Here is a 25,897-nt window from a genome sequence, read left to right as displayed (position 1 = left end):
CGGTGTGGCCGGAGGGCCGTGTCGGATGGGTCAGCTCTGACTGAGGCGGTGCGCCATGGAGGCTTGGATGCGGCCAGCAAGGTCGAGCGGGCCCGCTGGGGCGCGGGCTTCTTGTAGGGCGGTCTGCACATCAGTGGCAAACCGGAACCCAAAGTGCTCCGCATCAAGTTCTTCGTGGGCCTCGCGTGTGTCGGTGCGTGTGGCAAAGTGCAGAGCCGCGTCCATGTGCTCAGGAAGTGGGCGATCGGCGTCATCCTCCTCGCACAGCGCGGTCACGATTTCCGCGAGTGCGGCCGCTGACTCGCTCTGAGCGGAGCGGGAGGCGAAGGGGCCATGATGGGGTGCGCAGTGGCCCTGAAACATGTGCCACGCCTCGTGCCCGATGATCACGAGTTGATGCTCAGGGTCAGTGTTTTCTTCGTAGACGATCAGATCGTGGCCGGTGCGGTCCACCCACAGGCCGCTAGCCGTTACGGGCGGAAACGCAGCCTGACGTAGGCGAACAGGTCGACCGCGTGTCTGGGTCAGGGCCTCGCCTATCAGAGGGATGACGCCTTCGTCGTCGCTGGGCGGCCGTAAGTTTCTGACGATCCGGGTGCTGAGCGTGCGCATCGCCTTCGTTGTGGTGCTCACGGGCGGCCTTCCTTATCGTCGATTTCCAGCAACGCTTCCAAGGTCGCGTTAAGCACCTTCCAGCGTTCCTCTGGTAGGTCGTGGGCCTGTCGAAGGGCGATGCCGCGGATGTCGTCGCGGTGTGGGAAGACCGAGACCAGGTGATCAGCTGTCCGCTCATGGGCGGCGAGGGTGGCCAGCAAGGCGCGGTTGAGTCCTTCCTCGGCCGGAACCGTGAAGAACGACTCGCCGTCGACGCCGAAGAATCCCACCAGGTGATGCAGGAGCTGGATGTTGGGCGTCTTCTTTCCGTCACAGACGGAGCGTGCCCAGACATCGGAGACCCCCGTGCGCGCGGAGATCTCGGCGGCAAGGTCGGCCATGCGCTTGCCGGTGCGGGCCAAATAGGCGTTGCTGAGCGCCTTCATGCGTGCACATACTCGCTCGTTGACCGTGTCGGCCGGCGGCGTTGAGCCCTCGAGCAGGTGGCGGACGGTGCTCTCTGGCAGAGCTGTCTTGGCTGCCAGCACCTGCGGATCGAAGATTGCCGATCGATCCAAGCCGTGCTCACGGATGAGCTCTTCCAGGCGCTGCAGTGTCTCAGGAAGTGGCATGTGTGGGTCCAACGGAATTCTCCCCGGGGCCTGGGCGGAGCTCCTGCGTCGAACAGCAGCGTACGCCCATCACCACCAGATGCTCAACGATCGTTTACCGGCCATGAGCGATCGTGAACTTCTTCCCTTACGTGGGCGCGGGCAGACCTCCCACGCCGGCGGCTGCCGGGAAGCCAGTCGCCCCCATCGCCGAAATAAATGATCGTTGGGTACTTAGAAACTATCGTTGACAGAGGCTGTTCGCGCGTAGCAGTATCGCCGACGAGCGGCGCTGCGGCGCTGGTTCTGCTTGGCAGACGTCCCCTGGAGGCCTACCGCCGTCACCCGCCGCCCCGCTGTCCGGTGTTGCTCGGTTCGTGGACGGGCATGTTGCACCGGTGGTAGTGCGCGCGTCTGCCGAACCTGAGGCATGCCTCGCATCCCCCCACAGGAGCCCCCGTGATTCGTCCCGCAGTCGCCGCCCAGGCGCCGCCCAGGCGCCGACCGCGCACTTCCCCCCGCCGCCGCGTGGCCTCCCGCCAGGTATGGGCGGCCCGCGCCCGTGGGGGGTGCCGGGTCGAGCTCCTCGCGCGCAGCGCGGCACCTCCGGTGACCCGTCTCGAGAGTGGGGCAACGTCCCACCCCCAACTTCTTCTTGCCAGCAGACAGGTGGGCCGGGGCGCCCCTCCGGGTCCAGCGTTGCCGGCCGACCGGAGTGGAGCCATGAGGTCGTGATCAGCGTGTGCTTATGCCGGCCTGGCGCCGTCAGGGGCACTCCACGACCTCGTCCCAACTCCCGAGGAGCACGCCATGCCGACCCTGGGCTCACTGCCCACTGACAAGCCTGAACTCGAACTGGCATTCTTAGCAAGCGGTTCCCAGCGCGCCCAGGTGACGGAGATCGCCGGCGTGGTTACGGTGACGCCGGAGCAGCTGCTGGAAAACGGGCCCCCATCGGCTCTGCCCGATGGGTCCCTCGTCCTGATAACTGACGCGTCGGCCTTCCGCCTCCGCGGCCGCATCACCACGGTGCTCGAGCTGTTGCTCCAGCGGATGAGCCGGGACGGCAGTGCTGGCTTGGCCGTCACTGCCGCTCCAGGGGCGCGTCAGCCGTTCCCCCCGACCGTCGTGGACCGGGCCGCCCGGCTGGGCATCGCCCTGCTGATCACGTCCGCGCCCGCCGAGCGCTGGGAAGGCATGCATGAGCAGATTCAGCTGGACCGCCTGATGTTCGCCGAGCGCCGTGCTGCCCAACTCAGCTCACTTGTACAGGAGTTGCCAGCTCGGCTGGCCGACTCCCGGGCTATGCAGCGCATCGCGGACTGGCTCGCCCGGGTCCTCGACTGCCAGGTTCTGGTCAGCGAACCAGAGCGCGTCCTCGCGGCCTCACCGGCCACGGCCGCAGAGCAGTTGGCCCGGGCCATCATCCGCCAGTCCGTCGACGGAGTTCTCCCCGATACGCTGTCCGGACCTCACACTCAGCTCATCTCGCTGGCCCCGGCCTCGGCTGCGGACACCGTACTCGCGGTGGCCCGCAAAACCCCTTTCGATGAGGCGGACCTGCGGTTGCTGCGTCATGCGGCGAAACTCCTGGGCCTCGTGGACCAGGCGCACCGCGAGTACCGGGCAGCCTCCGGTGCCTCCCATGCGGCGCGCAGCGCAGCGTTCGAGCTTCTACTGGACGGTGAGGTCGAAAAGGCGCGGCGCGTCATGGCCAATCTGGCGCCCGGGCTTCTGGAACCCGAGAGCGCCCGCGTCTTCGTTGTGGAGACCGCTCAGGCACGCCGGGGCCTGGCTGCGCGCAGCTGCACCTCATCCGTCGGACAGCAGGCCCTAGTCGTGCCCGACCCGAGGGACGACCGGCGGATACTCATCGTGCATCCGATCCGCTCCGACGACGACACCGGAGCGGAAGTCTCCGCCGAACTCACCCGCCTGGTGGGTGCCCTGGGACCCCCCTCGTCCCTGGGCGGCAGCGGCGTCTACTCCATGACGCTGCTCGCCGACGCGCTCAACGAAGCCATCACCGCGCAGAGGTTCGCCGCCTTCCAGCCGGACTCCGTGGCCCTGTCCGTGCACGGCTCCGACCTCGTCAGCCTCCTGCCACAGGCAGAAGCCCAGCAGTGGGCTCGCCGACTGCTGAACCCGCTGATGCACGACGAGACACAGTGGGAGTCCATGCGGGAGACCCTTCCGGCCGCCCTCGCCTACCCGTACACGGTGGCCGCCCGCCGGCTGCGCCTGCACCGCAACACCGTCATGCGCCGCGCCTCACGAGCTGCCGAACTCCTGCGCATGGACTTCACCTCCATCAGTGACCGCATCGCCGTCGCCCTGGCCATGGAACTAGTCACGCAGCGGGAGGTGTCCGCTTCGCCGCGGCTGACGGGTTCGGAACCGCCTTCCCTGGCACGGCTGTTGGGCACTCCACAGGTGCGCGCCTGGGCACAGACCCTGATCCGGCCGGTCCAGGCGGACAGACGCGACCTGGTGTCCACGGCACTCGCCTGGCTCACCTTCGACACCCGCGTCGAGCCCGCGGCCCGCGCGCTCGGCCTCTCCGAGGTCACGGTCCGTTCCCACCTGCGCGCCCTGGAAGGCCACATGCAGCGGGACCTGGCCACCCTTGTCGGCGTACGCGATCTCCAGTTCTCGTTGCACGTTGTCACGGGCCAGCCTGACCTCCGCTCAGACCGTCCAGGCATGTCCGTAGTCGCCTGATGACCGTCGCCGGGCGCCCGGCGCGGGCCCCGGTCTTCATCTCCCTCTCCCCTCCGGCCTGCCGGCCTCGAAGGGCGGCACGTCGGCGACGGCCATGTCCGCTCGTACCCGCACGAACCGAACAGGGTGGCGCAGACGGCCTCCAGCGTTCCGGGAGTTATCCGCGCAGACCTCCACGACCGTCTCCGGAACGACCAGCGACACCTTCAGCTTCTCCCGTGATCCCCAACCGTTAGAGAAGGACCGCCTGGCCCACGAGTGATCCGTCTGCACCGGGCGTAGGAAGCCCGCCCGCACTTCGGACCTGGGCGGCAGGCAAGGCGCTTGTACGTTCCAGATATCCGCAGTCGTCCCTACGAGTCGTGCCGGCCGAGCAGCAGGATCCCGGGCCGGCGCGGCGCTCCGGTGACCGCGCCGACGACCATCTCGAGGGCGTCGCGCACATACTGGTGAAGAGGCATTACTGACCTTGTCGTTATAGCGTCTGGGTCTTCGTCGGACCGATGACAGGGTCGGCCTTGGTCTGGTAGCCCGGAAGTATGCGGTATCCGGACGGGGGCGGGCTGACCGCCGAGCAGCGCAAGCGCCGTGAAGAACGCGGGCCGCTGACCTCTTTGAGGACGACATGAAAGTCCCGTGTATCGCCCGGGAGTTACGGGTGAGCGAGAAGTCGGTCTACCAGTGGCGCCGTGCCTGGGCGTTGGGTGGGCGGGAAGCGTTGCGATCCCAGGGGGCCCCGGGCTACAACTGCCGACTCGGCCCCGATCTGCAGGCCAAGCTCGCCGTCTGGCTGGAAGAAGGGCCGGCCGCGCACGGCTGGAGCGACGACCAGGTGTGGACCGCCGCAAGGGTGCGCACGCTGATCGGGCGGAAGTTCCACCTCTCCTACAGCGTCTCCGGTGTGACCCGGCTGCTGCACCGGATGGGCTTCAGCGTGCAGATGCCCGCCCGTCCCGCCGCCGAACGTGACGAGGAAGCGATCACTGCATGGCGGGAGGTGACCTGGCAGTTCGGCAAACCAATTCAACGGGAGGGCAAACGTCTCGACGGGTGTCGCCAGCGTCGGCTCGGCGGGGGAAGCTCGATCACATCGGAGGCGCTATCACAAATCCCTCACCGACCCAAGGAGGGCACGAGGAAAGTGGCTCGTCGAGAGGGGGTGAAATCACCCTGCCAAGATCGCAAAGGTCCACCGGCGAAATGGCGCCTTGTCGACCAACTGGCCGGTCGAGGTGTGGTGTTGTGAGTGTGGTGCAAATTTTACCAAGTGGCGGATGAGCCATGCCGGGAACCGGAATGTGTGCACCCCCGACACAACCGTCATGAGGAAGGTGCACTTCCACGCTGGCATGCGGCCGACTGGTGCAAGGCCAACAGGTGTCAATGGTCAGTTTGTGCACCGGCGCAATGGCATCGCCCGCAGCATATGCCTAGCGTTGCCGATGCAAGCCCGGCCCCACCACCGGACGAGTGAGGCGCAAGCCGAACTCGCCCGCGGGGGAGCCGAACAGGCCAGCGGCGGGCTGGCCCGGTGAGCGGCAACGAACGCGCCGCATGCACCAGGTGGCGGGCACCAGAGGGCGGCTCCAACTACCGTCCCGACACCCGCTCTCGCCAGCGCAAAACCAGGCCCCTGCCAGGGTCTGTGCATAACGACTCTCAGCAGAGTCACCACTAGCAGATCTGAGGAGCCACTGGGGTCTTCCACCGGCGTGTTCGAGCACGCCGGCGGTGCTCTGGATAGACCAGTGCGCGGCGTGAGAACAGCGCGGCCGCTGGACTTTCATGAGGCAAGGCCCCCCGAGCCAGACGGGGCGAACTGCATGACCTCCAAGCACGCGACGGACCAGCCGGCACCGCGCACCACAGTGACGGCTCACCGCCGATGCTCCTGGGCCCAGCCGGACCGTACGAAGGACCTCGGCGCAGCCGGGCTGAGCGGCTAGCACCCGACCACGCCCGACGGCGCGTCCGAGCCGGTCGCGGATTTACCAGATCCATGCCGGCCCTTCCGCCCTGGGAAGATCTGCTTCCCTCGAGCGAGCGGCGCGCAGCAGGAGCGAGGCAAGCTCCCAGCAGCTGCTCCTGCTGCGCCGCAGTGAAGAACAATTGAGGCTCGCTGCTTCGAGGCATGTGTCGTAGCCAATACGCCCCTGGCATCGCAAACCTCCCGGATCTCGCATATGAAGGAGCGCACCGATGATCCACCCCCACCCAGAAGAGTCCAACTTTGACGAGTTCAAAGGCTTCAACGAAGCCCGGCTCATCATGTGGTGCCATGACGCTCGTGCCCGCGTGTACGAGCGGTTCGAGCAGACGAGCTTCATCGGTGACACGAACGTTGCAGCGGTCCACGTCGACAACACCACCAGGGCAGACCGTGTGTTCCTCGTGGCATTCGACAAGGCTGGCCAGCAGATCGGCGTCGACACGCTCTACATCGACGAGCCAAATCAACACCTCGACATCGCGCCCGAGTTCGACCACGACTTAACCGGCATGGACGTCGTGCCGAACTCTCAGCTTGACCAAGCCATCTCTCGCGAGAACGGCTGGGTCGTCAACCTGAAGGTACTGCGCGAGTACGACTCCTTGGCCGATCGCCGGGCCACGCAGCGCGCCGTGTTCCTGGCGCATCTGCAGGACATGCTGAAGAACGGTGACGTCCGCGGATTCCTGTTTGGCCGGGGTGAGTCCGACGACACTGATGCGGCGTGAGAGACCACGACCTCGTACCTCAGACAACCCCGCCGGCAGCCTGGACGGCCGGGGTTTCTGATCTCTGACGCTGTTACAGTGCTGCATTTTCGCAACAAGGGAGGGGATCAGCGCAGGTGATCCGGATGTCGAACCCAGGTCGAGTGCTTTGCGGGGAGACATGCCGTGGACCGGCTCACGCCGGTCCCGGGTGACGCCTCGCGGTGAGCCCTACGAGACCACGCAGTTCGTCTTCGCCACCTTCGACGTCCAGGAGCAGCAACCATGAGCAAACCGCTGAGCATGAAGGACCTCACGGTCAAGTTCCACAGCAGCCGCGCCGGCGTCTACCGCGGCGAGACCACGATCTGGCAGGCCCCTGAGGGAAGTCTCTACCGCGTCGTCCAGCGTCTGGACCCGGCCGAGTTCGAGATCGCGACCCTCGTCCCCACCGGGTGGATCACGCTTCTGGCCCTGCACAAAGAAGCAGACGGCGTCGCCGACCAGGATGAAGCGATGAACCGCTGGCTGGACATCCAGAACCTTCCCCCGACCTCGAGCGGCGACTGGGTGGCAGAGCCCAGGACCGAAGCGTGACCGCCTCCGCCGATTCCGGGCTCACGCTGGACGACGTCCTCGATCTGAGCGCAGCGCTCGATCTCGTCGATGCGAAGATCGAGCCGCTCAGCCACTACAAGCTCGAATACCCGCAGGACTACGCTCCGGATGACGTCCGGTCCATGAACGACGAGGTTGAGCAGCTGCGCACGGGACTGCTGGACCTGCAAGCCCGCCGGGAAGCAGAGTCCTCCGCCTGAGAAGACGACGATGGCCTGACCGCCTCGTGGCGATCAGGGCATCGAATCAGGCTCGGCATGCGGCAGTGCCGCCCTGCCGGGTCGTCACACCGGCGGGATGAGCAGCGAGGCCCCCGCGTAGATGAGATCCGGATTCTGGATCTTGTTCGTCTCGCCCAGGATGCCGATCGGCACCCCCGTCGTCCCCGAGATCGCGGTGAGCGTATCGCCGGGCTTGATGGTGTATGGCTTCGCCTTCGGCACGGGCTTCGCCTCGGCCGGTGCACCTGATCCGTTGGGCTTGTCCTCGTCGCCGCGACCCGGCGTCGGATCCTGACTTGCCCCGTTCTCGTCCTGCTTCCCTGTGCCGCCCCCGCTCGGCTGCTGGGCGCTGCCGCTTCCGGCGCTCTTCTCGCCGGGATTCACCGGTGCCCCGACCGGGGCGTGATTGCCCTGCAGTGCCTGGATGATGCCGCCGTCGGACGTCGCGAGCTGCGTCAGGCCCCATCCGGCGAAGAGCGTCGCTCCGCCCACCATGATGCTGGCGGCGATGACGGGTCCGTTGCCGAAGCCCATCGGGCCGGCGTGACTCCCGGCAGCTGCTCTCGTCTGCGCCGACGGCTTCAACGCCGTCCCCACTGGCCTCTGAATCGTAGCCATCATCCCTGTCCCAACTCCTCTGCGAATAGCGTACACAGCCATTCATGTCTTACATCGACATTCTACTGATAGCCGAACAGAAGTTGATATAATAAGAGATGGGATGGCAGTCCGAATCCTGTCCGATAGCCCCCAATGGACCCCTGAGTCACCGACCGCCAGACCGAACGAAGGAACCGCATCACCATGGCAAACTACTCCATCTCCGCCAGCCAGATCACCGAGGGCAAGAACGTCTTCATCCGCGGGAAGCTCGGCTTCGCCGTACTCGCCCGCCTCATCGAAGGCGCGGAGCTCGTTGCCAGCGACCAGCGCAAGACGAAGAACGGGATGAGCCCCGTCGGCAAGCCGCACACCACCGCGACGATCATTCACGCCGAGGTCCAGTTCGCCGATCCGAACAACCCCACCCTCGAAGAGCAGTTCGTCTCCGAGCGCCGCTACGACTCCTCGAAGCGGCCCGAAACCGGACCCAACTACTCCATCGACTCCAAGGGCAGCACCCTGCCGGTCATCGCGATCCCTTCTCCGAAGGGCGACGGCACCTACGACCAGGACGAGTCCGGCCAGGAGCTCGCGCAGGGCCTCGACGTCACGCTCGTGCTGCGCACCTACAAGCCGAAGAACTTCAACAACCGAGGCCTGGCCCTCGAGCAGGTGATCGTCCACGAGGCGCCGCGATACTACAAGGCCGGCGGCATCGACCAGGCTGAGCTGGCTGCGCGTGGCATCGTGCTCAACGGCACGCCACGTCCCGTTCAGGCCACTCCTGCCAGTGCTGCCCCTGCCGCCGCTGTCCCGGTGGCGAGAGAGGTTGAGGACGGCCTGTCCTTCCCGGCCCCGCAGCCGGCGTCCGTACCGGTGGCCGTGGCCGCGCAGGCTCCCGTTCAGGCTCAGGCCCCGGTGACCGCCGTGGCTGCGCCCGTCGCTGCTGCTCCTGCTCCGGTTGCTGTTCCGGTCGCAGCTCCCGCTCCGGCTCCTGCCCAGCAGGAGACCCTGGAGGAGAAGCTCGCGCGTCTTGAGGCCGAGAACGCCTCCCTCAAGGACGCCGGTTCGGCGGTGGGCTCGCCCGTGGCCACCGGCCCCTGGAACGGCTCCGGTCAGGCCCAGCAGGCGGGGATCACCTACCAGGGCTGATCCATGCTGACCATCGATGAGACCCCCGTACTCGCATCCGTGCAGTACGGGGGTTCGGTCTTTCTCTTCCCCTCCTGACGCCTCCGATCGAAAGCGTGCGTCCCACGATGACTCCAGCCGACCCCCATGCCTGGTTCCCGCAGTTTTACGGCAACCCCGCGATCCGCACTCTCGCCAGTGCCTGTCGGTGGACCATCTCCGGACAGATCGGGGAAGAGACCCCTGACGATCCCACCAAGCCGCCGAAGCGCAAGGCCCCGATCGACGTACGGCACCTGCTCGCCGGCTGCACCTCCAGCTGTCAGCACGCCGGCCCACTACGCGGAGCCTTCGCCCTGGACGAGACCTGTCTGCTCACTCTCGACGAACTCACCGCGGCGATACCGAAGGCCGCGAACACCGCCTTCTACCTCCAAGCCCAGACTGACGGGCTGCTCGTCCTCGACATCGAGGCCGACTGCCCCTCAGGTGTGGCCACAGACCTGCTGCGGCTGCCGGGCATCCGCTACTCGGAGCTGTCGATGTCCGGCCAGGGCTTCCATCTCGTCATGCCGCTGCCGAAGAACTTCCACGACTTCCCCGTAGCCGCCGGCAAGCGTGTCCTGCGTGAGGAACACGGCTGGTACGAGCTGCTCCTGGACCACTGGTCGACCTTCACCCGCCAGCCGGTGCCCGATCGCATCGTCGCTCACGTCAACACAGCAACTAATGTGCCCGCCTTCGCCTCCATCGAGGACCTCTACGCGCAACTGGCCGTGAACGCCAGCGAGAGCTCCGGTGCTTCAGCATCAGCTGTCGACACCACCGAGGACATGCCCGACATCCCGTACTCGCAGGCGATCGTCGAGCAGGCCCTGGCCAGTGCACGCCATCAGCTCCGGGATCCCGGCGACTTCAACCACGACATGTCCCGCTGGGAATTCTCGGTTCTCGCCTCGCTCTACGGCTGGATGCGGACGCAACTGCGCGCCTACAGCGCCCTCGGCGTCGAGTACTCGACGGGCGACACCGCGTGGTTGCTCTACAAGGCGGCGGTCGATGTCATCCCTGCGCGCCCCAAGCACCGCGAGCGGCGCAACGGCCGGCCCTTCCTCCTCGACCGGGCGGCTGCGCTCGTGGCCGACCGCGAGGCCCGTTCCTCGTCGACCAACTGACGCTCTGTGCCTGTTCCTGCTGCTGCTTCTGCTCCTGGTTCATCTGCTGCCTCCGGCAACGGGTGGGGTGGGTGACGGGTGCTGCGGCGGGGCCGAGCACAGGTGGAGGACAGTGCTGGATCGCGCGGAGCGCGATCGGGTGGCGATGTGCAGCGGGGCTCCATCGCTACCAATGGTGGGAGTGCAGGTCGCCGCCAGGCTCCGACGGCGCGGCCCGCGCCACAGGACCCTTCACGGCCTATGCAGCCTCGGCGACGCCGAGAGCAGCAGCGCCGTCCTCCGACATTTCTTGTCTTTCTCTCTTCCTCGCCCACGCACAGAAAAGACGTCGACATGAAGTTCAACGACACCCTGACGACCCTCATCAAGCAGTCCCTTGAGGTCGGCGCGACGCCCGCTCTCATGGGCGAACCCGGCATCGGCAAGTCCAGCTTCGTCGAGGACCTGGCCTACTCCATGGGCACGCAGGCCTTCACGCTGCCGTGCAACCAGCTCGCCGACAAAGCAGACCTCACCGGTGCGCGCCTGGTGCCGTACACCAAGGACGACGGCACGCAGAGCTACAAGCAGGTCTTTTACCCGCACCAGGTGATCCAGGAGTGCATCGACTACGCCGAGAAGAACCCGCGCGAGTGGCCGATCCTCTTCCTCGACGAGATCAACCGCACCACCTCCGACGTCACCTCCGGCGCACTGACCCTGGTCACGCTGCGCCGCATGGGGTACGTCGACCTGCCCAAGAACGTCCGCATCGTCGTGGCCGGCAACGACAGGGGCAACGTCACCTCGCTCGACGAGGCAAGCCTGTCCCGCTTCGCGATCTTTCACGTCGAGCCCGATGCCGCCACCCTCATGTCCGTCCTCGGCGACAACATGAACCCCTGGGTGAAGACGGTGCTCACGCAAGCCCCCGGGCTCGTCTTCCAGAAGTCGACGCCCGAGGCCATCGTCGCCGACGGCCAGGACGACGACGACAACGGCAACGTCACGATGGCCGATCTGTTCGACGGCGGCGAGGAGATGAACCAGCTCACCACGCCGCGCACCATCGACAACCTGTCGAAGTGGCTCAACGCGGCCGACCCGCAGCAGCTGGCGCAGTATCTGGCCACCCCGATCCAGATCGGCGACCGCGAGACCTCGCTGCTGAACGAGGCCATCGAGGCCTACGTCGGGGACACCATGTTCACCACGCAGCTCGTGGCCACCATCGCCCAGGACCTGGCGAGCAACGTCGGCGGCGTGCAGCAGAACCGGGTGAACGTCCCGAAGCCGAACTGCTACCAGAGCTTGAAGGCCTCAGCGACCATGACCGACATGGCCGCGGTCATCGCGACGCTGACCGACAACGAGAAGTCCGGGTCGCTGCTGTACGCGCTCAAGGAGAGCAAGGACAACGCGCGCCTCATCGAGCAGCTGGCCCAGGCCATCACCCAGATCGAGCCGGAGCACACCCGCACGCTCATCGAGATGGTGACCAGCCAGCAGATCGACCGCCAGAACCTCGAGGCCTTCATGGAGATCGACGCTCCGATCGTCAACCAGGCCAAGCCGGTCCTCTCGGCCTTCCTCTGATCGCTCGCTCACCGGTGGTGGGGACTACTGCGGTGCAGTCCTTGCTGCAACTCCCCACCACCGGCGGCGTTCTGCCGCTGCCTTGTCCTCAGAAGGAGACCACGACCCATGACGATCACCGTCACGAACCAGAAGCCGGCCGTACTCGACGCACTGCACACCATCTCGTGCACCGGTGATTACGACCCGATGCCGGCGATCCAGCAGACCCTCATCGACCCGCTGCTGGAGCCGTTGAACCCCAACGCCCCGGCGAGCATCATCGACGCCCAGGGCGCTGATCTGACGGGGAACATCCCGGATCTGGTCCTGAGCTGCCTCGGCGACACGCTGAACGTGGCCAGCGAGCAGACCGTCAAGGAGCTGCTCGGGCAGACCCTGATCAACTTCGACCAGGGCACACCGCTGCCGGTCGCCGAGCTCTTCGCCGTCCAGGCCGGACAGCAGAACAAGATGCCCGCGCCCTCCCCGCGGGTGCTCTACACCGCGCAGGCTGATGTCCTCCCGGCCGCGAAGGCTCTGCTGGCGGGGACCGGCGACGAGAGCGCCTTCTTCGCCTCGATCGCCTACACCTTCCACCCCGACACCCTCGGGTTCTGGTTCCAGTCCTCCGCGGCCTTCGACGACTTCAAGATCTGGCTGTCCCAGCAGACACAGACGATGGCCAGTGCGTTGCCGCTGGTCACCACCAAGCTGCTCAACGACTTCACGGCCCTGTCCCTGAAGGGGCTCACCGAGTCGCTGCTGGTGCGCAAGGACGACTCTGACGCCAACGATGAGCACTCCTTCGCCCGCGTGCTCGTGCACATGCTCATGAACTACATCGAGCAGCAGCGGGTCCAGGCCAGCCAGCAGAACACCGCCCTGGACACAGGCGTCCTGCCGTTCACGATCGGGGAGTTGTTCTGCCCGCGCTCCCTCGTCCTGGTCAACGTCGAGGCCCATGCCCGGGCCACCGCGGCGAAGATCACGGGGGAGTGGAACCTCATCAACCAGTCGCTGGCCTCGCCGGTGAAGGTCGTCTCGAACACGTCGCTGTCCAAGCTCACGTCGCTGCCACGGGCCGCCGCCCGGGCCGCCGCCCTGGGAGCCACGCAGCAACCGGGCCAGCCTGGCAGCCGTAGCGCCCAGGTGGCGTTCCGCAAGCAGCCGCCGAGCAAGCTCGACCTGCTCAAGGACATCACCCGGGTGCTGCGCCGGATGGGCAAGGTCAACAAGTCACAGAACATCTTCCGCACAACGAAGGCGACCTTCCTCAAGGCCAACCGCCGGGACCCGGACGACTGCAACAAGCCCGGCCGGATCACCTCGGTGCAGTACATGCCCGACCTGCACATCTACATCGACACCTCCGGTTCGATCTCCGAGGAGAACTACCAGGAGGCGGTCATGATGCTCATCCGGATCGCCAAGAAGCTCAACATCAACCTGTACTTCAACTCGTTCAGCCACTTCCTGTCCCAGGAGGTGATGCTGCGCACGGAGAACAAGTCGACGACTCAGATCTGGAAGGAGTTCCGCAGGATCCCGAAGGTGTCGGGCGGAACGGAGTACACCCAGATCTGGCGGTACATCAACGCCAGCCGCGTGCGCCAGCGCAGGCTCTCGCTCGTGGTCACCGACTTCGACTGGCTGCCGCCGTCCACGCGCCAGGACCACCCGAAGAACCTGTACTACGCACCGTGCTCCGCCATGGACTGGTCGTTCATGGTTGACCTGGCAAAACGCTACGCCGACTCGATGCAGCACATCGATCCGAGCATCCGGCAGAAGCTCCTCGGCATGGTCGTCTGACCCTGCTGCCCCAAGAACCGCCAAGAGCGGTGCCGTGCAACCAACTCCCCTGGCCCGCAACGCTCTTGGCGACCCCTGACTTTCCCTCTCACTCATCCATATCCCTGCTCGGGACACCGTGGCGCATCCACCCAGCGCGCCACCACGCCGAGCGACCCGCACCGAAGGAGGACCCGATGGGTCTCAGCAACTTCACACCCGGCGGCTCCGACGACGACAAGGGCAACGGCGGTGGCGGTGGCTTCCCTCCGCAGTTCCCGTCCGCGGCCTTGCCGTCCAGCGGTGGCAGCGCCGATGACGTCAAGGAGCTCCTCGTCGACTACAACGAGAAGTTCAAGAACGCCGATCCGACCATGTTCCGTGACACGCTCATCGGGCAGGTCCTCTCGGTCATCATCAGCAAGACCAAGCCCAACGCTCTGCTGGTCGGTTCCGCCGGCGTCGGCAAGACGAAGATCGTCGAGGACATTGCACGGCGCATCGCGCTCGGCGACGCCCTCATTCCCGACCAGCTCAAGGACTACACGATCTACGAGCTGCCCATCACCAACATCATCGCCGGGACCGGCATAGTCGGCTCGCTGGAGGAGAAGGTCAAGGCGATCGTCGAGTTCGCCTCGGACCCCAAGAACAAGGCCATCCTGTTCATGGACGAGATCCACCAGATCACCGGAGGGTCCGGCAGCCATGGCGACGCCGTCGGCCGCAAGATCTCGCAGATCCTCAAGCCGGCCCTGGCCCGCGGCGACATGTCCGTCATCGGTGCGACCACCAGCACGGAGTCTCGTGCCTTCGATGAGGACCCGGCCTTCGCCCGTCGCTTCACCCGGCTCATCGTCGACGAGCTGAGCGTGGAGCAGACGCTGGCCGTGATGACCACGGTCCGGCCCGGCCTGATGGCGCACTACCGTCACCAGATCGGGGTCTCCGACGACGTCCTGGCCTCGGTGGTGCAGATCGCCGAAGCGAACTCCCGGGCTGGCCAGCACCGTCCGGACAACGCCATCACGCTGCTCGACCGGGCGATGGCTGACCGGGTCCTGGAGCAGAAGAAGCTCATCGTCCAGGCCGAGGTCGCCGGCGACACGGCGCTCGCGCAGACCTTGCGGTCCATCCCGCAGGTGCCGCTGACGAGCACCCGTGTGCTCGATGTGGCCAAGCGCCTGATGACCGGAAACGCCCAGCGCAAGGACCTCGACGTTGCCGCGCTGAGCGCCACGCTCACCAGCCGCCTGCAGGGCCAGGACGACGTGCTCGCCAAGCTCACGGACCGTCTGGCCCGCGAAGAGCTCGACCTGTTCCCGACGAAGACGCCCACGACGTGGCTGTTCGCCGGGGCCTCGGGTGTGGGTAAGACCGAGGCGGTCAAGATCATCGCTGAGGAGACGACCGGCACCGAGCCGATCATCCTCAACCTGACCGAATTCCACAGCGAGTGGTCGACGTCGAAGATCATCGGCGCACCTCCCGGCTATGTCGGATCGGACTCCAACCAGGAGCTCCCGTTCGACACGCTGGAGTCCAACCCCCACCGGGTGATCCTGCTCGACGAGTTCGAGAAGGCCGACAAGGCCGTGCAGCGCCTGTTCCTCTCGGCATTCGACGAAGGCTACATCCGCAATGCCCATGGCAAGATGCTGGACTTCTCCAAGGCCCTGGTCATCTGCACGACCAACGCCGCCCGTGATTCGCTCGACGGCAAGATGATCGGCTTCGGCAACAACCCGAAGACCATCTCGAACCAGAGCCTCAACAAGGCACTGGAGCAGTTCTTCGACGCCGAGCTGCTGGGCCGGTTCTCACTGGTCGTGGGGTTCAACCCCATCGACCGGCAGACCTACCGACAGATCATGGCCGCCGACTACGAGCGGCAGCGTGAACGGATCGTCGAGGCCAAGCCGCGGCTGGCCCAGGCGCTTCCCGCGTCGATGCCCGACGACGAGCTGCGCGCCATCGAAGAGACCACCTACGTGGACTCCCAGGGTGCGCGGCCGGCGCGCAAGGCAGTTCGCACCTGGATCGAGGACTACCTGCTCGCTGCCCAGACCGGCGGCACAGCCTCGGCATCCCCCTCGGATGACTGAGCAGCCGTCCACATCGCACCGAGCGCTCCCGTTCCGGATGTTCCGGAACGGGAGCGCTCGGCGTCAAGTCCGTCGACGACATCACAGCGGCGCTGGCCCGGCCCTGACCAGCATCGCGGGGGCGAACACGCTCCCGCGTCGGGCGGCCGGGCCTGGATCAGACAGCGGCCGCCGCCGGCCCGGCTCCGAGGGGCCGGGCCGGTGCCACCCCACCGAACAGGAAGTGACATGACCGAGGAGATCCGGAGCACCGCAGGGCGCCCGATCGGGGCACGCGGTCTGAAGACTCGCAGCCAACTGCTGCTCTGTCTCCAGGAGTTGCTGGCCGAGCACGGCTATCACGCGACGAGAGTGATCGATGTCGCCCGTCGCGCGCGTACCTCGCCCGCGACCTTCTATCAGTACTTCGCAGACGTCGACGCGGCCGCCCTGGAGCTGGCCCGGCCCGTGGCGCAGGAGGGAAGCGACGGACTGATCTACGCGGAGATCGACAGTTGGTGGGGCGGCGGGCGTCACGCGGCCGGGAGCACGGTGGACGCCTTCTTCGCGTTCTGGCGGGAGCACGAGGTGGTCCTGCGGGTGGTCGACCTGCGGGCGGCCGAGGACGACAGCCGGTTCGCCGAGATCCGCCGCCGCATACTCTCCGGTCTCCTGGGGCACCTGGAGTACGCGATCACCGCTCGTCCGTCATCACCCGGCGCGACGGACGACTCCTTCGCCGCGGCCGAGGCGCTGACGGTGCTGCTTGCCGCGGCCGCCGGGCACCAAAACCCCGAGACAGCGGACTCACAGGTGGTTCGCCAGATGCTGGTCGAACTCATCGCCCGGGCCGTGTCCGGCGGAACCGTCGCCGTCCAGCTGCCGACTGCGTGACCCGTCAGGGACGCGAGTCGAGCACGCGATGTCCGACCGGCGACACGCTCGCGGTAGTGACGTGGTGCGCTAACCCCGGCCCAGACGGGCCGGGTACCCGCCACAACCCTCTCGGGAGTGCCGCGTTGGCCGTGATCGCCAATGTGATCGACACGCTGATCGGGCGGCCACGGGCCAGCGACGGCTCGGGCCAGCCCGCACCTGGCCGGACCGCCCTTCCCCACCAGACGACTTCGGCGCCTCGCCTCCCGGCCGGGCACCACTGATTCCACTGCCCATGGGCCGTGCAAAGGACGTCCGTCATGCCACTGTCGCTCTCTCAGCTCGAGAGGCACCTGCTGGGCGCCGCCGAGGTGCTGCGCGGCCCGCTGAGCCCGCACCAATATCGAGGACTATCTGCTGCCGTTCGTCTTCCTGAAGCACGCCAGCGACGTACCTCGCCCCCACGCCCTCATTGCTCAGAAAGGGGGACAGCCATGTCCACCATGCTCCCCAAACCTCTGCTCCAAGAGCACCGAAAGCGAGCCATGGAGCTCTCCGCCGCGGCCCGAACGAACCTCACCGCCCATGTCGGGAGCACCGATGAACTCCGCGAACTGGGCCTCATGCTTGGCCTGATCGAGGTCGATCCCGCAGGATCCCTCGTCACGGCCTGTCCCTGGGATCTCGATGCCGACGATGCTGCCGTCGATGGAACCGACCGGCGCCGCTCGGAGTCGACCTCGACGTGAGGTGAGTTGCCGCTGATGAACGACCGCGCGCCTGGGTAGCGCGCGGTGTCCGGGGCGTGGCTTCGCCACATACCCCGGACTCAGGGGCCTAACGGCCCCTGACGGGTGGGTTGAGAGGAACACGGGCGGGGCTCGCCGGCTGACGAGAGCCCCGCCCGTGTTCGTACGTGCGCCCCCATGGCCCAGCCCTGTCGCTGTGCTCTTCGCTCACCTTCGAGCATTCGACTTGCTGTTAACCTCTTGTAGGAATTGCTATGCGGCGTGATTCATGCCTTCTATCAATCCGCCTCTCAATCCACTCAAGAAAGGCAGCGACATGCCTGTCCTGCTTGATGACCTCGACCTCTCGGCCAATGCCGTTGCTCAGAAGGCCGTCGACCCGAAGTTCTTCTCCTCGAAGCTCACCGGCAACGGCAAGAAGATCGGCCTGCTCAACGAGTCCTTGGTGCCGATCAACACTGCCACCAACACCGCCTACGCCATGGCCACCGATATCGAGGTCAAGCAGAGCTCGACGCAGCATGACATCACCACGACGTCGATCCCGCTCGCGCCGATCACGCGGCGCGCTCTGAACGCCGGCGGGTCCTTCACCTTGCCGAGCCCGAACGCCGACGACCGCTTCGCTGTCGACACCGCGTCCAGCCGATTCGACGACTGGGACGTCGCCTTCGACATGACCCCGCAGGCGCTCGTGTTCTACGAGGACAAGTCCGGCGGCAAGTCCACGCGCGACCTCGTCATCCAGTACCGGATGGAGCTGTACTTCTTCAAGAATGGGCTGCCCGACCCGGAGTACGCGACCGCTGTCTCGCGCTCGGCCGGCTACGGCAACCACGACGCCGCCGTCTTCCTGCAGTGGGACACCAGCCCGCTGGAGAACGCCCGTGACTACGTCCAGGACGTGCTCACATTCGCCGGCCTGACGGCCTCCAACCTCGGCGATGAGTTTGACGAGTGGATGCGCCAGTACTCGATCTACGAGCGCATCACGCGCCTGGCCCAGATCTGGGACTCCGAGGTGATTGCCGACGAGGTCTGCCGCTACATCCAGGACATGCCCGCGGGCCCGACGGAGCAGCAGCTGAATATGCTCGCCGTCCAGCTACGCTACCTGGAGAACTACAACGTCCCGCTGGAGGCCTACCGCCAGATCCACAAGCAGCTGGATGCGACCTTCTCCGACCGGATCGCCACGAAGCTGTCGAAGCAGAACCTCAGCCTGCTGATGAACCGCACGCTCGACCACCTGGAGCAGATGAAGCCTCAGCTGATCGTGCCTGCGCAGCCGGCCACGCCTCCGAATCTGCCGCCCCACCTGTCCAAGCAGCAGCTCGACGCGCTCACCACGCACGAGCCGCTGGTGATGACGCAGGCGGGAGCCGGCACCGGCAAGTCGACCGTGATCCTCGAACGGATCAAGTACCTCGAAGCCTGCGGCGTCCCCGCCTCGGACATCACGGTGCTCTCGTTCACCAACGCCGCAGCCGACAACATCACGGAGAAGAACCCGGACGTCGGCTCGATGACGATCGCCAAGATGATCATCGACATCTACTCGATGAACCACCCGAGGCACAAGGTCTCGGCCATCGACACCATCATCAACTCGATCGACATCTTCTACCCGAACAGCCAGTTCGCGGCGACGTTCCGCCACCGCCTGCTGGAGGTCGACCAGAACAGGACCGGTGCCTTCACGGCCCTGAACACCTTCGTCGAGAGCCACTTCGACGAGGTGATCGCCCTGCTCGACCGCATCGAGCAGACGTCGCTGGAGCTGCAGATCATCATCTGCTACCAGAAGATCGACGACATGGCCGAGCCGGCCCACGTGCAGTCGAAGTACCTCATCATCGACGAGGTGCAGGACAACAGCGTGTTTGAGTTCATCTACGTGCTGAAGTACATCACCAAGCACGCTCAGTCCCTGTTCATCGTCGGCGATGCCTCGCAGACGCTGTACGAGTTCCGCTCAGCGAACCCGCGCGCGCTCAACACGCTGGAGGGCTCGGGGGTCTTCGCGACTTTCAAGCTCACGACGAACTACCGAAGCAACCAGGAGATCCTGGACTTCGCGAACGTCGTGCTCGGCGGCCTGGAGACCAACCAGTTCGCCAACATCCAGCTGCAGGCGAACTCGCTCGCCATGCCTACGGCCGACTCGTTCCGGGAGAAGGTCACCCTGGAGTACCGCGAGGTGGCCAGACTCACCGGGTTCGTCACCCAGGACCTGCAGGCGATCGTGCGTAACACGGTCATCCCCGACTACGTGGGCAAGTGCCTGGACCGGGGCGAGCAGGTGGCCTTCCTGGCCTACTCGCGCCGCGAGGTGTCCTTGATCCAGGATGTGCTCGAAAAGCGCTACCCGGACCGCCACGTCGCCTCTCTGGTCAGCGATCGGGTCTACGCCACGGACATCTTCTCGAAGTACATCAAGTTCTTCTGGAACGACGTCCTGCAGGCACCGCCGGCCAACGCCGCGTTCGTGGTCTCCCAGGGGATCAAGGACAACATGGGCAAGCTGACGAAGAACGCTGCCAACGCCAACGTTGAGAAGGCGATCCTGCGCACGATCTCCGAGTGGTGGATCGAGAACAGCGCGACCATCAACGGCTGGGTCACGCTCTGCCACCAGGGCGCGCTCACGCACGTGGCGTTCTTCGATCGGCTGCGCGACAACCTGCTCTCCTTCGAGATTCAGCGGAACCAGCAGAAGCTGAACATCAACAAGCAGAAGAACCAGGAGCGGAAGCGGAAGAACCTCGAGTCCAAGGCCGACCTGGTCGTTTCGACGATCCACGGTGCCAAGGGTCTCGAATTCGACAACGCTGTCGTCCTCTACAGGGAGGACACGAAGATGACCCAGGACGTCAAGCGGATGTTCTACGTCGCCTTCACCCGTGCCATGAAGAGCCAGTACGTACTCGGCTACGGCACCGTGAAGAACCCGCCGATCCAGAGCAGTTACGAGCAGATCGTGACGGCTCTGACCGAGCGCGACAAGAGGAACGCCGCTCGCGCCCTCGGTATCGATCCGGACCTCCTGGACGACAACGACAGTGCTGCTCCCGGCAACACCGACGATCGCTCTGCGGTCACTGCGGCCGTCTGACCAACCGCCGCCACCACTCCATGCCGCAGGGGCAGGTGTTCTCGATTGTCGAGAACACCCGCCCCTACGGGCTTCCGCACTTCACATCCCTGAATGAAGCAGCCCGACGGGGCACGCCGTGATCACGTTTGGCACACGGGGCTACTCCGACGAGCTCGCCCCCGGCCCGCCGGCCACCTACGCCCGGATCATCTGCCACCAGGACCAGGATCGTCTTCCACGACCACTACGAGTCGCCCGAGCAGCGGCTGCGCTGCCCGCGATAGCTGCCAGCACGACGGCCGGAAGGCCCCATGTCCGACAGATGGAGGCGCTCCAGCCCCGAGAAATCCGCAGGCGCCAAGCGCCGACTCACGTGGACGATCGGTCATTCCGCCCCAGCTCAGGAGAGGCAATGCATTCCCACATAGATGACCTGCTCGACCCCGCTCTTCTCGCCCGCAGCCTCGACGCCGGCTACGTCCGTGAGCAGACCCACCCCACCCTGCCGCTGCGCATCTTCAACTACGCGGAGAAGGCCGTGTTCGAGCGAGAGTGGAACGAGGTCACCCGGCAGTGCCGGGGGTTGATCACCGACCGTCAGGGGCGGATCCTCGCCGGTCCGTACGCGAAGTTCTTCAACTACTCCGAGCACCCCGAGGGCACCTTCGACCTGGACGACAAGGTCCTGGTTACCGACAAGCTCGACGGCTCGCTCGGTATTCTCTACCCGCTGCCCGACGGCGGCCATGCCATCGCGCCCCGTGGCTCGTTCGCCTCCGAGCAGGCGCTGCACGCAACGCAGATCTGGCAAGAGCGCTACGCCGACACCGCGTCGATCAAGCCCGGCGTTACCTACCTCTTCGAGATCATCTTCCCGGAAAACCGGATCGTCTGCGACTACGGCACCCTGGACGACCTTGTCCTCCTCGGCGGCGTCGACATCGCCACCGGCACGCCGCTGCCCGCTGATGAGCTGCCGTGGGACGGCCCTCGCGTCGACACCTTCGCCTTCAACACACTCGCCGATGCCCTGGCCGCGTCGCCGCGCCCCGGCGCCGAGGGCTTCGTGCTGCGCTTCCCCGGCCACGACAACACCATGATCAAGATCAAGCAGGACGACTACGTGGCACTGCACCGGATCATCACCGGGCTCAACGCCCGCGCGGTCTGGGAGCGGCTCGGCGCGGGTGACACCGTGGCCGAGATCTGCGACGGCCTGCCCGACGAGTTCCACGACTGGGTTAGGGACGTCGCCGCAGAACTGGCGGAGCAGTGCAACGAGATCCTCGCTGAGGCCCTCGAAGAGCATCAGCGCATCGTGGAGGCGCTGCCGGAGGGGCGGACACGCAAGGAGTACGCCGTGCTCGCCAGCCGCTCGCCGATGCGGGCCTGGCTGTTCATGCTCCTGGACGGCCGCGACCCGTCGGCCCGGATCTTCCACACCCTGCGGCCTGAAGCCGACATCCGGCCCGTCAACGCCACCGAGGACAACTCCTGATGCCCACACTGCACTTCACTCGAGGCCTGCCCGCCAGCGGCAAGACCACCTGGGCGCGCACCTGGACCGCCGAGAACCGCGCGGGCCGGGTACGCGTCAACCGGGACGACCTGCGCGCCATGCTCGACTCCAGCGAGCACATCAAGGGCATCACCGAGAAGCGCGTGATGGCAGTCCGGGACGCGACGATCCTCAAGCTGCTCCGCCAGGGCTACGACGTGATCTGCGACGACACCAACCTGCCGCAGCGCGTCGCCCGCGACCTGGCCCGCCTCGCGAACCGCGCCGGCGCCGCGCTCGACGTACACGACTTCACCCACGTACCGCTGGACACGTGCCTGGAGCGCGACGCGGCCCGTGAGGCGTCCGTTGGAGAGGACACCATCCGAGGCCTTCACCAGCGCTTCCTGGCGGGGAAGTCGTCGCCGCTTCCCCTGCCGGAGGAAAGCCGCGCGGCCGCTCGGATGAGGCTGCAGTACGAGCCGAAGCCCGATAGCCCCAAGGCCGTCCTGGTGGACATCGACGGGACCGTCGCCCTGATGGACGGCCGCAGCCCCTTCGATGAAACCCGGGTGCACCAGGACCTCCCCAACGCTCCGGTGATCAGCGTCGTGCAGGCCCTGCACTCGGCAGGCCAGCGCATCGTGTTCCTCTCCGGCCGCACCGACAGCTGCCGGACCGCCACCGAGGCATGGCTGAACTTGCACGTCGGCGTCCCGTACGACGGGCCCTTCATGCGGCCCACCGGTGACTCCCGCAAGGACTCGATCGTGAAGGTCGAGCTCTTCGACGCCCACGTACGCGACACCTACAACGTCACCTGCGTACTCGACGACCGCACTCAGGTCGTCCAGGCGTGGAGGGCCATCGGGCTGACCGTCCTTCAGGTCGACGACGGCGACTTCTGACGTCGCGGCCACCAGGGCGGAAGCGTGCAGCGAGTTCGGACACCGTGGCTACACCGGGACGTTCGCCGAGAAGGACGACTTCGTCCTGGTGGCGGACAGCCCTCTGACCCCGGACGCCGCCGAGGAGTACTTGGTGCACCTTCTGAACACCGACGACGAGGGGATCCGCGACAAGCGGGGGCCGACTGGTGCAATCCCGGTCAGCCGACGGCACCTGGCTGTTCGTGGGCTACGCCACCTCCTGACCCCCGGCCTGCTGCCGCGGCGAACCGCCCCGGCAGCACCCCGCCCAGACCGCCCCTTGTGATGGAGAGGAAGCAAGACGTGAAGCAGACGACCGACATCCCCTGCGCGCCCGCGCCGTTCACGCCCTCGCTGCGTGCGGAGCGGTGCGACGAGGTGGTCCAGTACGACGACGTGGGGACGGCCAAGCCTCCGCAGCGGACCTACGAGAAGGTGTGGCAGGGCCGGTGCGGCCCGGACTTGACCATCGAGGACGGAGAGGACAGCCACCGCGTCCGGCCCGCCCGCCTGCGTATCCGCTGGTTTCAGGACGGCGCCGCCGCGCCCCGCTGGCACAGCATCGAGGTGACGGGTCACGTGGTCCTGCCTAACGAGCTCCTGGGCCGCCTTCCCGTCCGGGAGATCTGGACCCGCTACAACGCCGAGCTGGGCCAGGTGCCCGACTGGTTCCTCCAGTTCGTCAGCGCCAACTCCCCGACGCCGCAGACCGCGACGGAGAGCTGATGCACAACCCGCCCCCGCCCGCCCGCCACGGTGACACCAACGACGTCTTAAGTTCGTCTCAGGTCGAGACCCTGGAGCGCGCGCGGCCCTTGCTCGACGTCGACGAGTAGGGATGGGTCCGGGGCGGCTGGTGCCTCACGGCACGCGGCCGGGAACTTGGACCCGCGCACGACTTCGGCCCCTGCAACGTTGCAGGGGCCGAAGTTTCCGTAGCGGGGGCGGGCTTTGAACCACGAGACCTCGCGGTCGACAGCTTGGTCCGCGTGGCCCTGCCGTCCGCCGTCCCCCGCCGTGCCGCGCCTCCGTCCCTGTGTCCCCGGCCCGCCGCGCCGCCGTACGCCGCCCGCGCTCTGATCGACGCCGGCGAGGTGGCCGGCGCATGTGCGTCGGCATCCTCACGGACTCCGATGTCCTGGCCGACATCATCACGGCCACCAGGGCCGCCCAGATCTGCGATCTCCACAACGCCTACATCACACAGCGGCAGAGCAACATTCAGGATCTCTGCGTCACCCCGGACGAGGTCGTCAACGCCCTTGCCAAGCTCTGCCGCGGGTGGGGCGTCCAGCTCTATGCGAGCGCCACCGCGAAGAAGAGCGCGGCCCCCCAAGACGCTCTACTCGGTCATCACCAAGTACGAACCCGGTCAGACGGTCGCCGAGCACTTCCCCGACCGCGCCTCCCGCACGGCCAGCCTGATCGAGCGCGCCGAGCACTTCTTCACTGTGCCGGGCCGTCACCGAGATCGTGCTCGCCGACGAGCAGCGCCTGGCCGCGCTCGTCGCGACGCTCCTGATGCCGGCCACCGTCACCCTCACCGAGTCCGTGCTCGATGAGAACGAGGGCGTCTACCGCCCGGACAGCAGTGTGCTGCCCATCCGTTGAGCACCGCTGTGCTGCCACCACCACCCACATACTCCCGCGAAAGCGAGAAGTCTTCATGCCCGCATCCACGATCGTCGCCTCCGGCGGGGAGTTCCGCCTCTACGGGGACTCCGTGCAGACCTTCGCTGATCTGCCCGTGGCCACCTACACGATCGCCTTCTCTCAGATGACCGGCTACAGCCTGCGCCAGACGGAGCCGCTGGCATCCGCCGAGGAGACCGTCTACGGCAGCCACGCCTCTCGCGTGCAGCGGATCGTCACCGGCTACTCGGCCATGGACCGCTCGCTCGGCGTCATCCTCTCCGGCGACAAGGGCATGGGTAAGAGCCTCATGCTCCGCCTGCTCGCCGAGCGGATGCGCGAAGAGCACAAGCTGCCCACCGTGCTCGTGCAGCACGACACGCCGGGGCTGGCCGCCTTCCTCGACGAGCTGGGCGAAGTTGTCGTCGTCTTCGACGAGTTCGAGAAGATCTTCTCAAACGAGGACGACGAGTCGCAGAACCAGTTCCTGAGCCTGTTCGACGGGCTGAGCACGACGAAGCGCCTCTACGTTCTGTCGGTCAACGAGCTGCAGCGCGTCAACGACTACATGCTCAACCGCCCCGGACGCTTCCACTACCACATGCGCTTCGCCTACCCCGAGCCCGAGACGGTTGCCACCTACCTGCGCGACCAGGTGCCCGGAGTGGCCGAGAAGCAGGTAGCCGAGATCGTCGACTTCTCCCGGAAGTACGACATCAACTTCGACCACCTGCGCGCGATCGCCTTCGAGCTGCGCCTGGGCGAATCGTTCGCCGAGGTGATCGGGGACCTGAACATCAAGCGCAGCGAGCACGCAAGCTCGCGGGTCGAGGCTCACATCGTCTGGGATGACGGCAACACCGACGTCTTCGACGGTCGTGTCGATCTGTTCGACAGCGACAGCCTGCAGACCATCAACGACTGGGACACCGATACCGGGCTGCAGTTCCGCATGCGCGACGCCGTCCCGTCCGAGGACGGCTACCTGCTCCTGGCGCGTGCCTTCACGCTCACCGACCTCCGCGACGAGGACGACAAGTCGCCCGACGGCAAGAAGGACTTGAGCGCCGCCTCGGTGACCCTGCGCCGTCCCCCGAAGTACTCCATCGACTTCTGAGGACCGAGCTGATCGAGCGCGGCGGCAAGACGCCGTTCCTCTGGCGCTCCTCCGGAATTGCCCACGTCGACGCACTGGAGAAGTGGGCCCGCGAGGAAGTCCGCCGAAATTGCCCGGCCCTGAGCGCCTCCAACTGACCCATCCGCTCGCCACCCCAGGCCGGCGCATCCAACCCACGCCGGTCCGGCGGCCACCA

20 protein-coding genes and 1 pseudogene are annotated in these 25,897 nt (G+C 66.5%); 18 read left to right on the top strand and 3 right to left on the bottom strand.

Features of this window, described 5'->3' with window-relative positions; genetic code table 11:
• Positions 1–30 precede the first annotated feature (30 nt).
• Positions 31–633 carry a toxin-antitoxin system, toxin component gene (locus QQS16_RS05640; protein ID WP_286060508.1) on the bottom strand — a complete coding sequence of 201 codons (603 nt, stop codon included), beginning with the start codon at positions 631–633 and terminating at the stop codon, positions 31–33.
• On the bottom strand, positions 630–1,226 hold the full coding sequence (locus tag QQS16_RS05635) for a hypothetical protein (RefSeq protein WP_286060507.1): 597 nt from the start codon (positions 1,224–1,226) through the stop codon (positions 630–632). Before QQS16_RS05635 ends, QQS16_RS05640 begins: the two co-directional genes overlap by 4 nt.
• Before the next feature lie 789 nt (positions 1,227–2,015).
• On the opposite strand from QQS16_RS05635, the gene QQS16_RS05630 reads away from it, so the two are divergent.
• The 5 genes and pseudogenes from QQS16_RS05630 (at position 2,016) to QQS16_RS05610 (ending at position 7,441) form a co-directional block, all read left to right on the top strand.
• Positions 2,016–3,926 (top strand): helix-turn-helix domain-containing protein, encoded by a 1,911-nt coding sequence (locus QQS16_RS05630; RefSeq protein ID WP_286060506.1) that lies wholly within the window; start codon positions 2,016–2,018, stop codon positions 3,924–3,926.
• A gap of 539 nt (positions 3,927–4,465) precedes the next feature.
• A pseudogene (locus tag QQS16_RS43880) lies at positions 4,466–4,953 on the top strand (winged helix-turn-helix domain-containing protein); the annotation flags it as partial.
• A gap of 1,172 nt (positions 4,954–6,125) precedes the next feature.
• Positions 6,126–6,644: a hypothetical protein gene (locus QQS16_RS05620; RefSeq protein ID WP_286060504.1), complete on the top strand. Its 519-nt coding sequence runs from the start codon at positions 6,126–6,128 to the stop codon at positions 6,642–6,644.
• 264 nt (positions 6,645–6,908) lie between these two features.
• Complete coding sequence (locus QQS16_RS05615) at positions 6,909–7,220, top strand: hypothetical protein (protein ID WP_286060503.1); 312 nt, start codon at positions 6,909–6,911, stop codon at positions 7,218–7,220.
• Positions 7,217–7,441: a hypothetical protein gene (locus tag QQS16_RS05610; protein ID WP_286060502.1), complete on the top strand. Its 225-nt coding sequence runs from the start codon at positions 7,217–7,219 to the stop codon at positions 7,439–7,441. The genes QQS16_RS05615 and QQS16_RS05610 overlap by 4 nt, the downstream gene beginning before the upstream one ends.
• 84 nt (positions 7,442–7,525) lie before the next feature.
• Here QQS16_RS05610 and QQS16_RS05605 read toward each other — a convergent pair whose 3' ends face one another.
• Positions 7,526–7,996 (bottom strand): LysM peptidoglycan-binding domain-containing protein, encoded by a 471-nt coding sequence (locus tag QQS16_RS05605; protein ID WP_286060501.1) that lies wholly within the window; start codon positions 7,994–7,996, stop codon positions 7,526–7,528.
• A gap of 270 nt (positions 7,997–8,266) precedes the next feature.
• Between QQS16_RS05605 and QQS16_RS05600 the strand changes: the two genes are divergently transcribed.
• The 13 genes from QQS16_RS05600 to QQS16_RS05540 all read left to right on the top strand — a co-directional run bounded on the left by QQS16_RS05600 (position 8,267) and on the right by QQS16_RS05540 (position 25,701).
• Positions 8,267–9,217, top strand: coding sequence for a hypothetical protein (locus QQS16_RS05600; RefSeq protein WP_286060500.1), 951 nt, complete (start codon positions 8,267–8,269; stop codon positions 9,215–9,217).
• 107 nt (positions 9,218–9,324) lie between these two features.
• On the top strand, positions 9,325–10,371 hold the full coding sequence (locus tag QQS16_RS05595) for a hypothetical protein (RefSeq protein ID WP_286060499.1): 1,047 nt from the start codon (positions 9,325–9,327) through the stop codon (positions 10,369–10,371).
• Positions 10,372–10,704: 333 nt separating this feature from the next.
• Positions 10,705–11,946 carry an AAA family ATPase gene (locus tag QQS16_RS05590; protein ID WP_286060498.1) on the top strand — a complete coding sequence of 414 codons (1,242 nt, stop codon included), beginning with the start codon at positions 10,705–10,707 and terminating at the stop codon, positions 11,944–11,946.
• Positions 11,947–12,054: 108 nt separating this feature from the next.
• Entirely contained in the window at positions 12,055–13,740 is a 1,686-nt protein-coding gene (locus QQS16_RS05585) for a vWA domain-containing protein (protein ID WP_286060497.1), read from the top strand.
• Positions 13,741–13,916: 176 nt separating this feature from the next.
• Positions 13,917–15,824: an AAA family ATPase gene (locus tag QQS16_RS05580; RefSeq protein WP_286060496.1), complete on the top strand. Its 1,908-nt coding sequence runs from the start codon at positions 13,917–13,919 to the stop codon at positions 15,822–15,824.
• A gap of 228 nt (positions 15,825–16,052) precedes the next feature.
• Positions 16,053–16,697, top strand: coding sequence for a TetR/AcrR family transcriptional regulator (locus QQS16_RS05575; RefSeq protein ID WP_286060495.1), 645 nt, complete (start codon positions 16,053–16,055; stop codon positions 16,695–16,697).
• Between the two features lie 476 nt (positions 16,698–17,173).
• On the top strand, positions 17,174–17,428 hold the full coding sequence (locus tag QQS16_RS05570; protein WP_286060494.1) for a hypothetical protein: 255 nt from the start codon (positions 17,174–17,176) through the stop codon (positions 17,426–17,428).
• Positions 17,429–17,744: 316 nt separating this feature from the next.
• Positions 17,745–20,543: a UvrD-helicase domain-containing protein gene (locus QQS16_RS05565; protein WP_286060493.1), complete on the top strand. Its 2,799-nt coding sequence runs from the start codon at positions 17,745–17,747 to the stop codon at positions 20,541–20,543.
• Positions 20,544–20,937: 394 nt separating this feature from the next.
• Positions 20,938–22,023, top strand: a complete 1,086-nt coding sequence (locus QQS16_RS05560; RefSeq protein WP_286060492.1) for an RNA ligase — start codon at positions 20,938–20,940, stop codon at positions 22,021–22,023.
• Positions 22,023–22,931 (top strand): phosphatase domain-containing protein, encoded by a 909-nt coding sequence (locus tag QQS16_RS05555; protein WP_286060491.1) that lies wholly within the window; start codon positions 22,023–22,025, stop codon positions 22,929–22,931. Before QQS16_RS05560 ends, QQS16_RS05555 begins: the two co-directional genes overlap by 1 nt.
• 324 nt (positions 22,932–23,255) lie before the next feature.
• Positions 23,256–23,678 (top strand): hypothetical protein, encoded by a 423-nt coding sequence (locus tag QQS16_RS05550; RefSeq protein WP_286060490.1) that lies wholly within the window; start codon positions 23,256–23,258, stop codon positions 23,676–23,678.
• A 747-nt stretch (positions 23,679–24,425) separates the two neighbouring features.
• A complete protein-coding gene (locus QQS16_RS05545; RefSeq protein WP_286060489.1) occupies positions 24,426–24,563 on the top strand; it encodes a hypothetical protein in 138 nt (45 codons plus the stop codon).
• Positions 24,564–24,618: 55 nt separating this feature from the next.
• Positions 24,619–25,701 carry an AAA family ATPase gene (locus QQS16_RS05540; RefSeq protein WP_286060488.1) on the top strand — a complete coding sequence of 361 codons (1,083 nt, stop codon included), beginning with the start codon at positions 24,619–24,621 and terminating at the stop codon, positions 25,699–25,701.
• The last annotated feature ends 196 nt before the right edge of the window (positions 25,702–25,897 follow it).

The organism is Streptomyces sp. ALI-76-A (genome assembly GCF_030287445.1).
GTDB lineage: Bacteria > Actinomycetota > Actinomycetes > Streptomycetales > Streptomycetaceae > Streptomyces.
The sequence above is the reverse complement of the archived record's forward strand: the minus strand, read 5'-3'. Positions and strand labels throughout refer to the sequence as shown.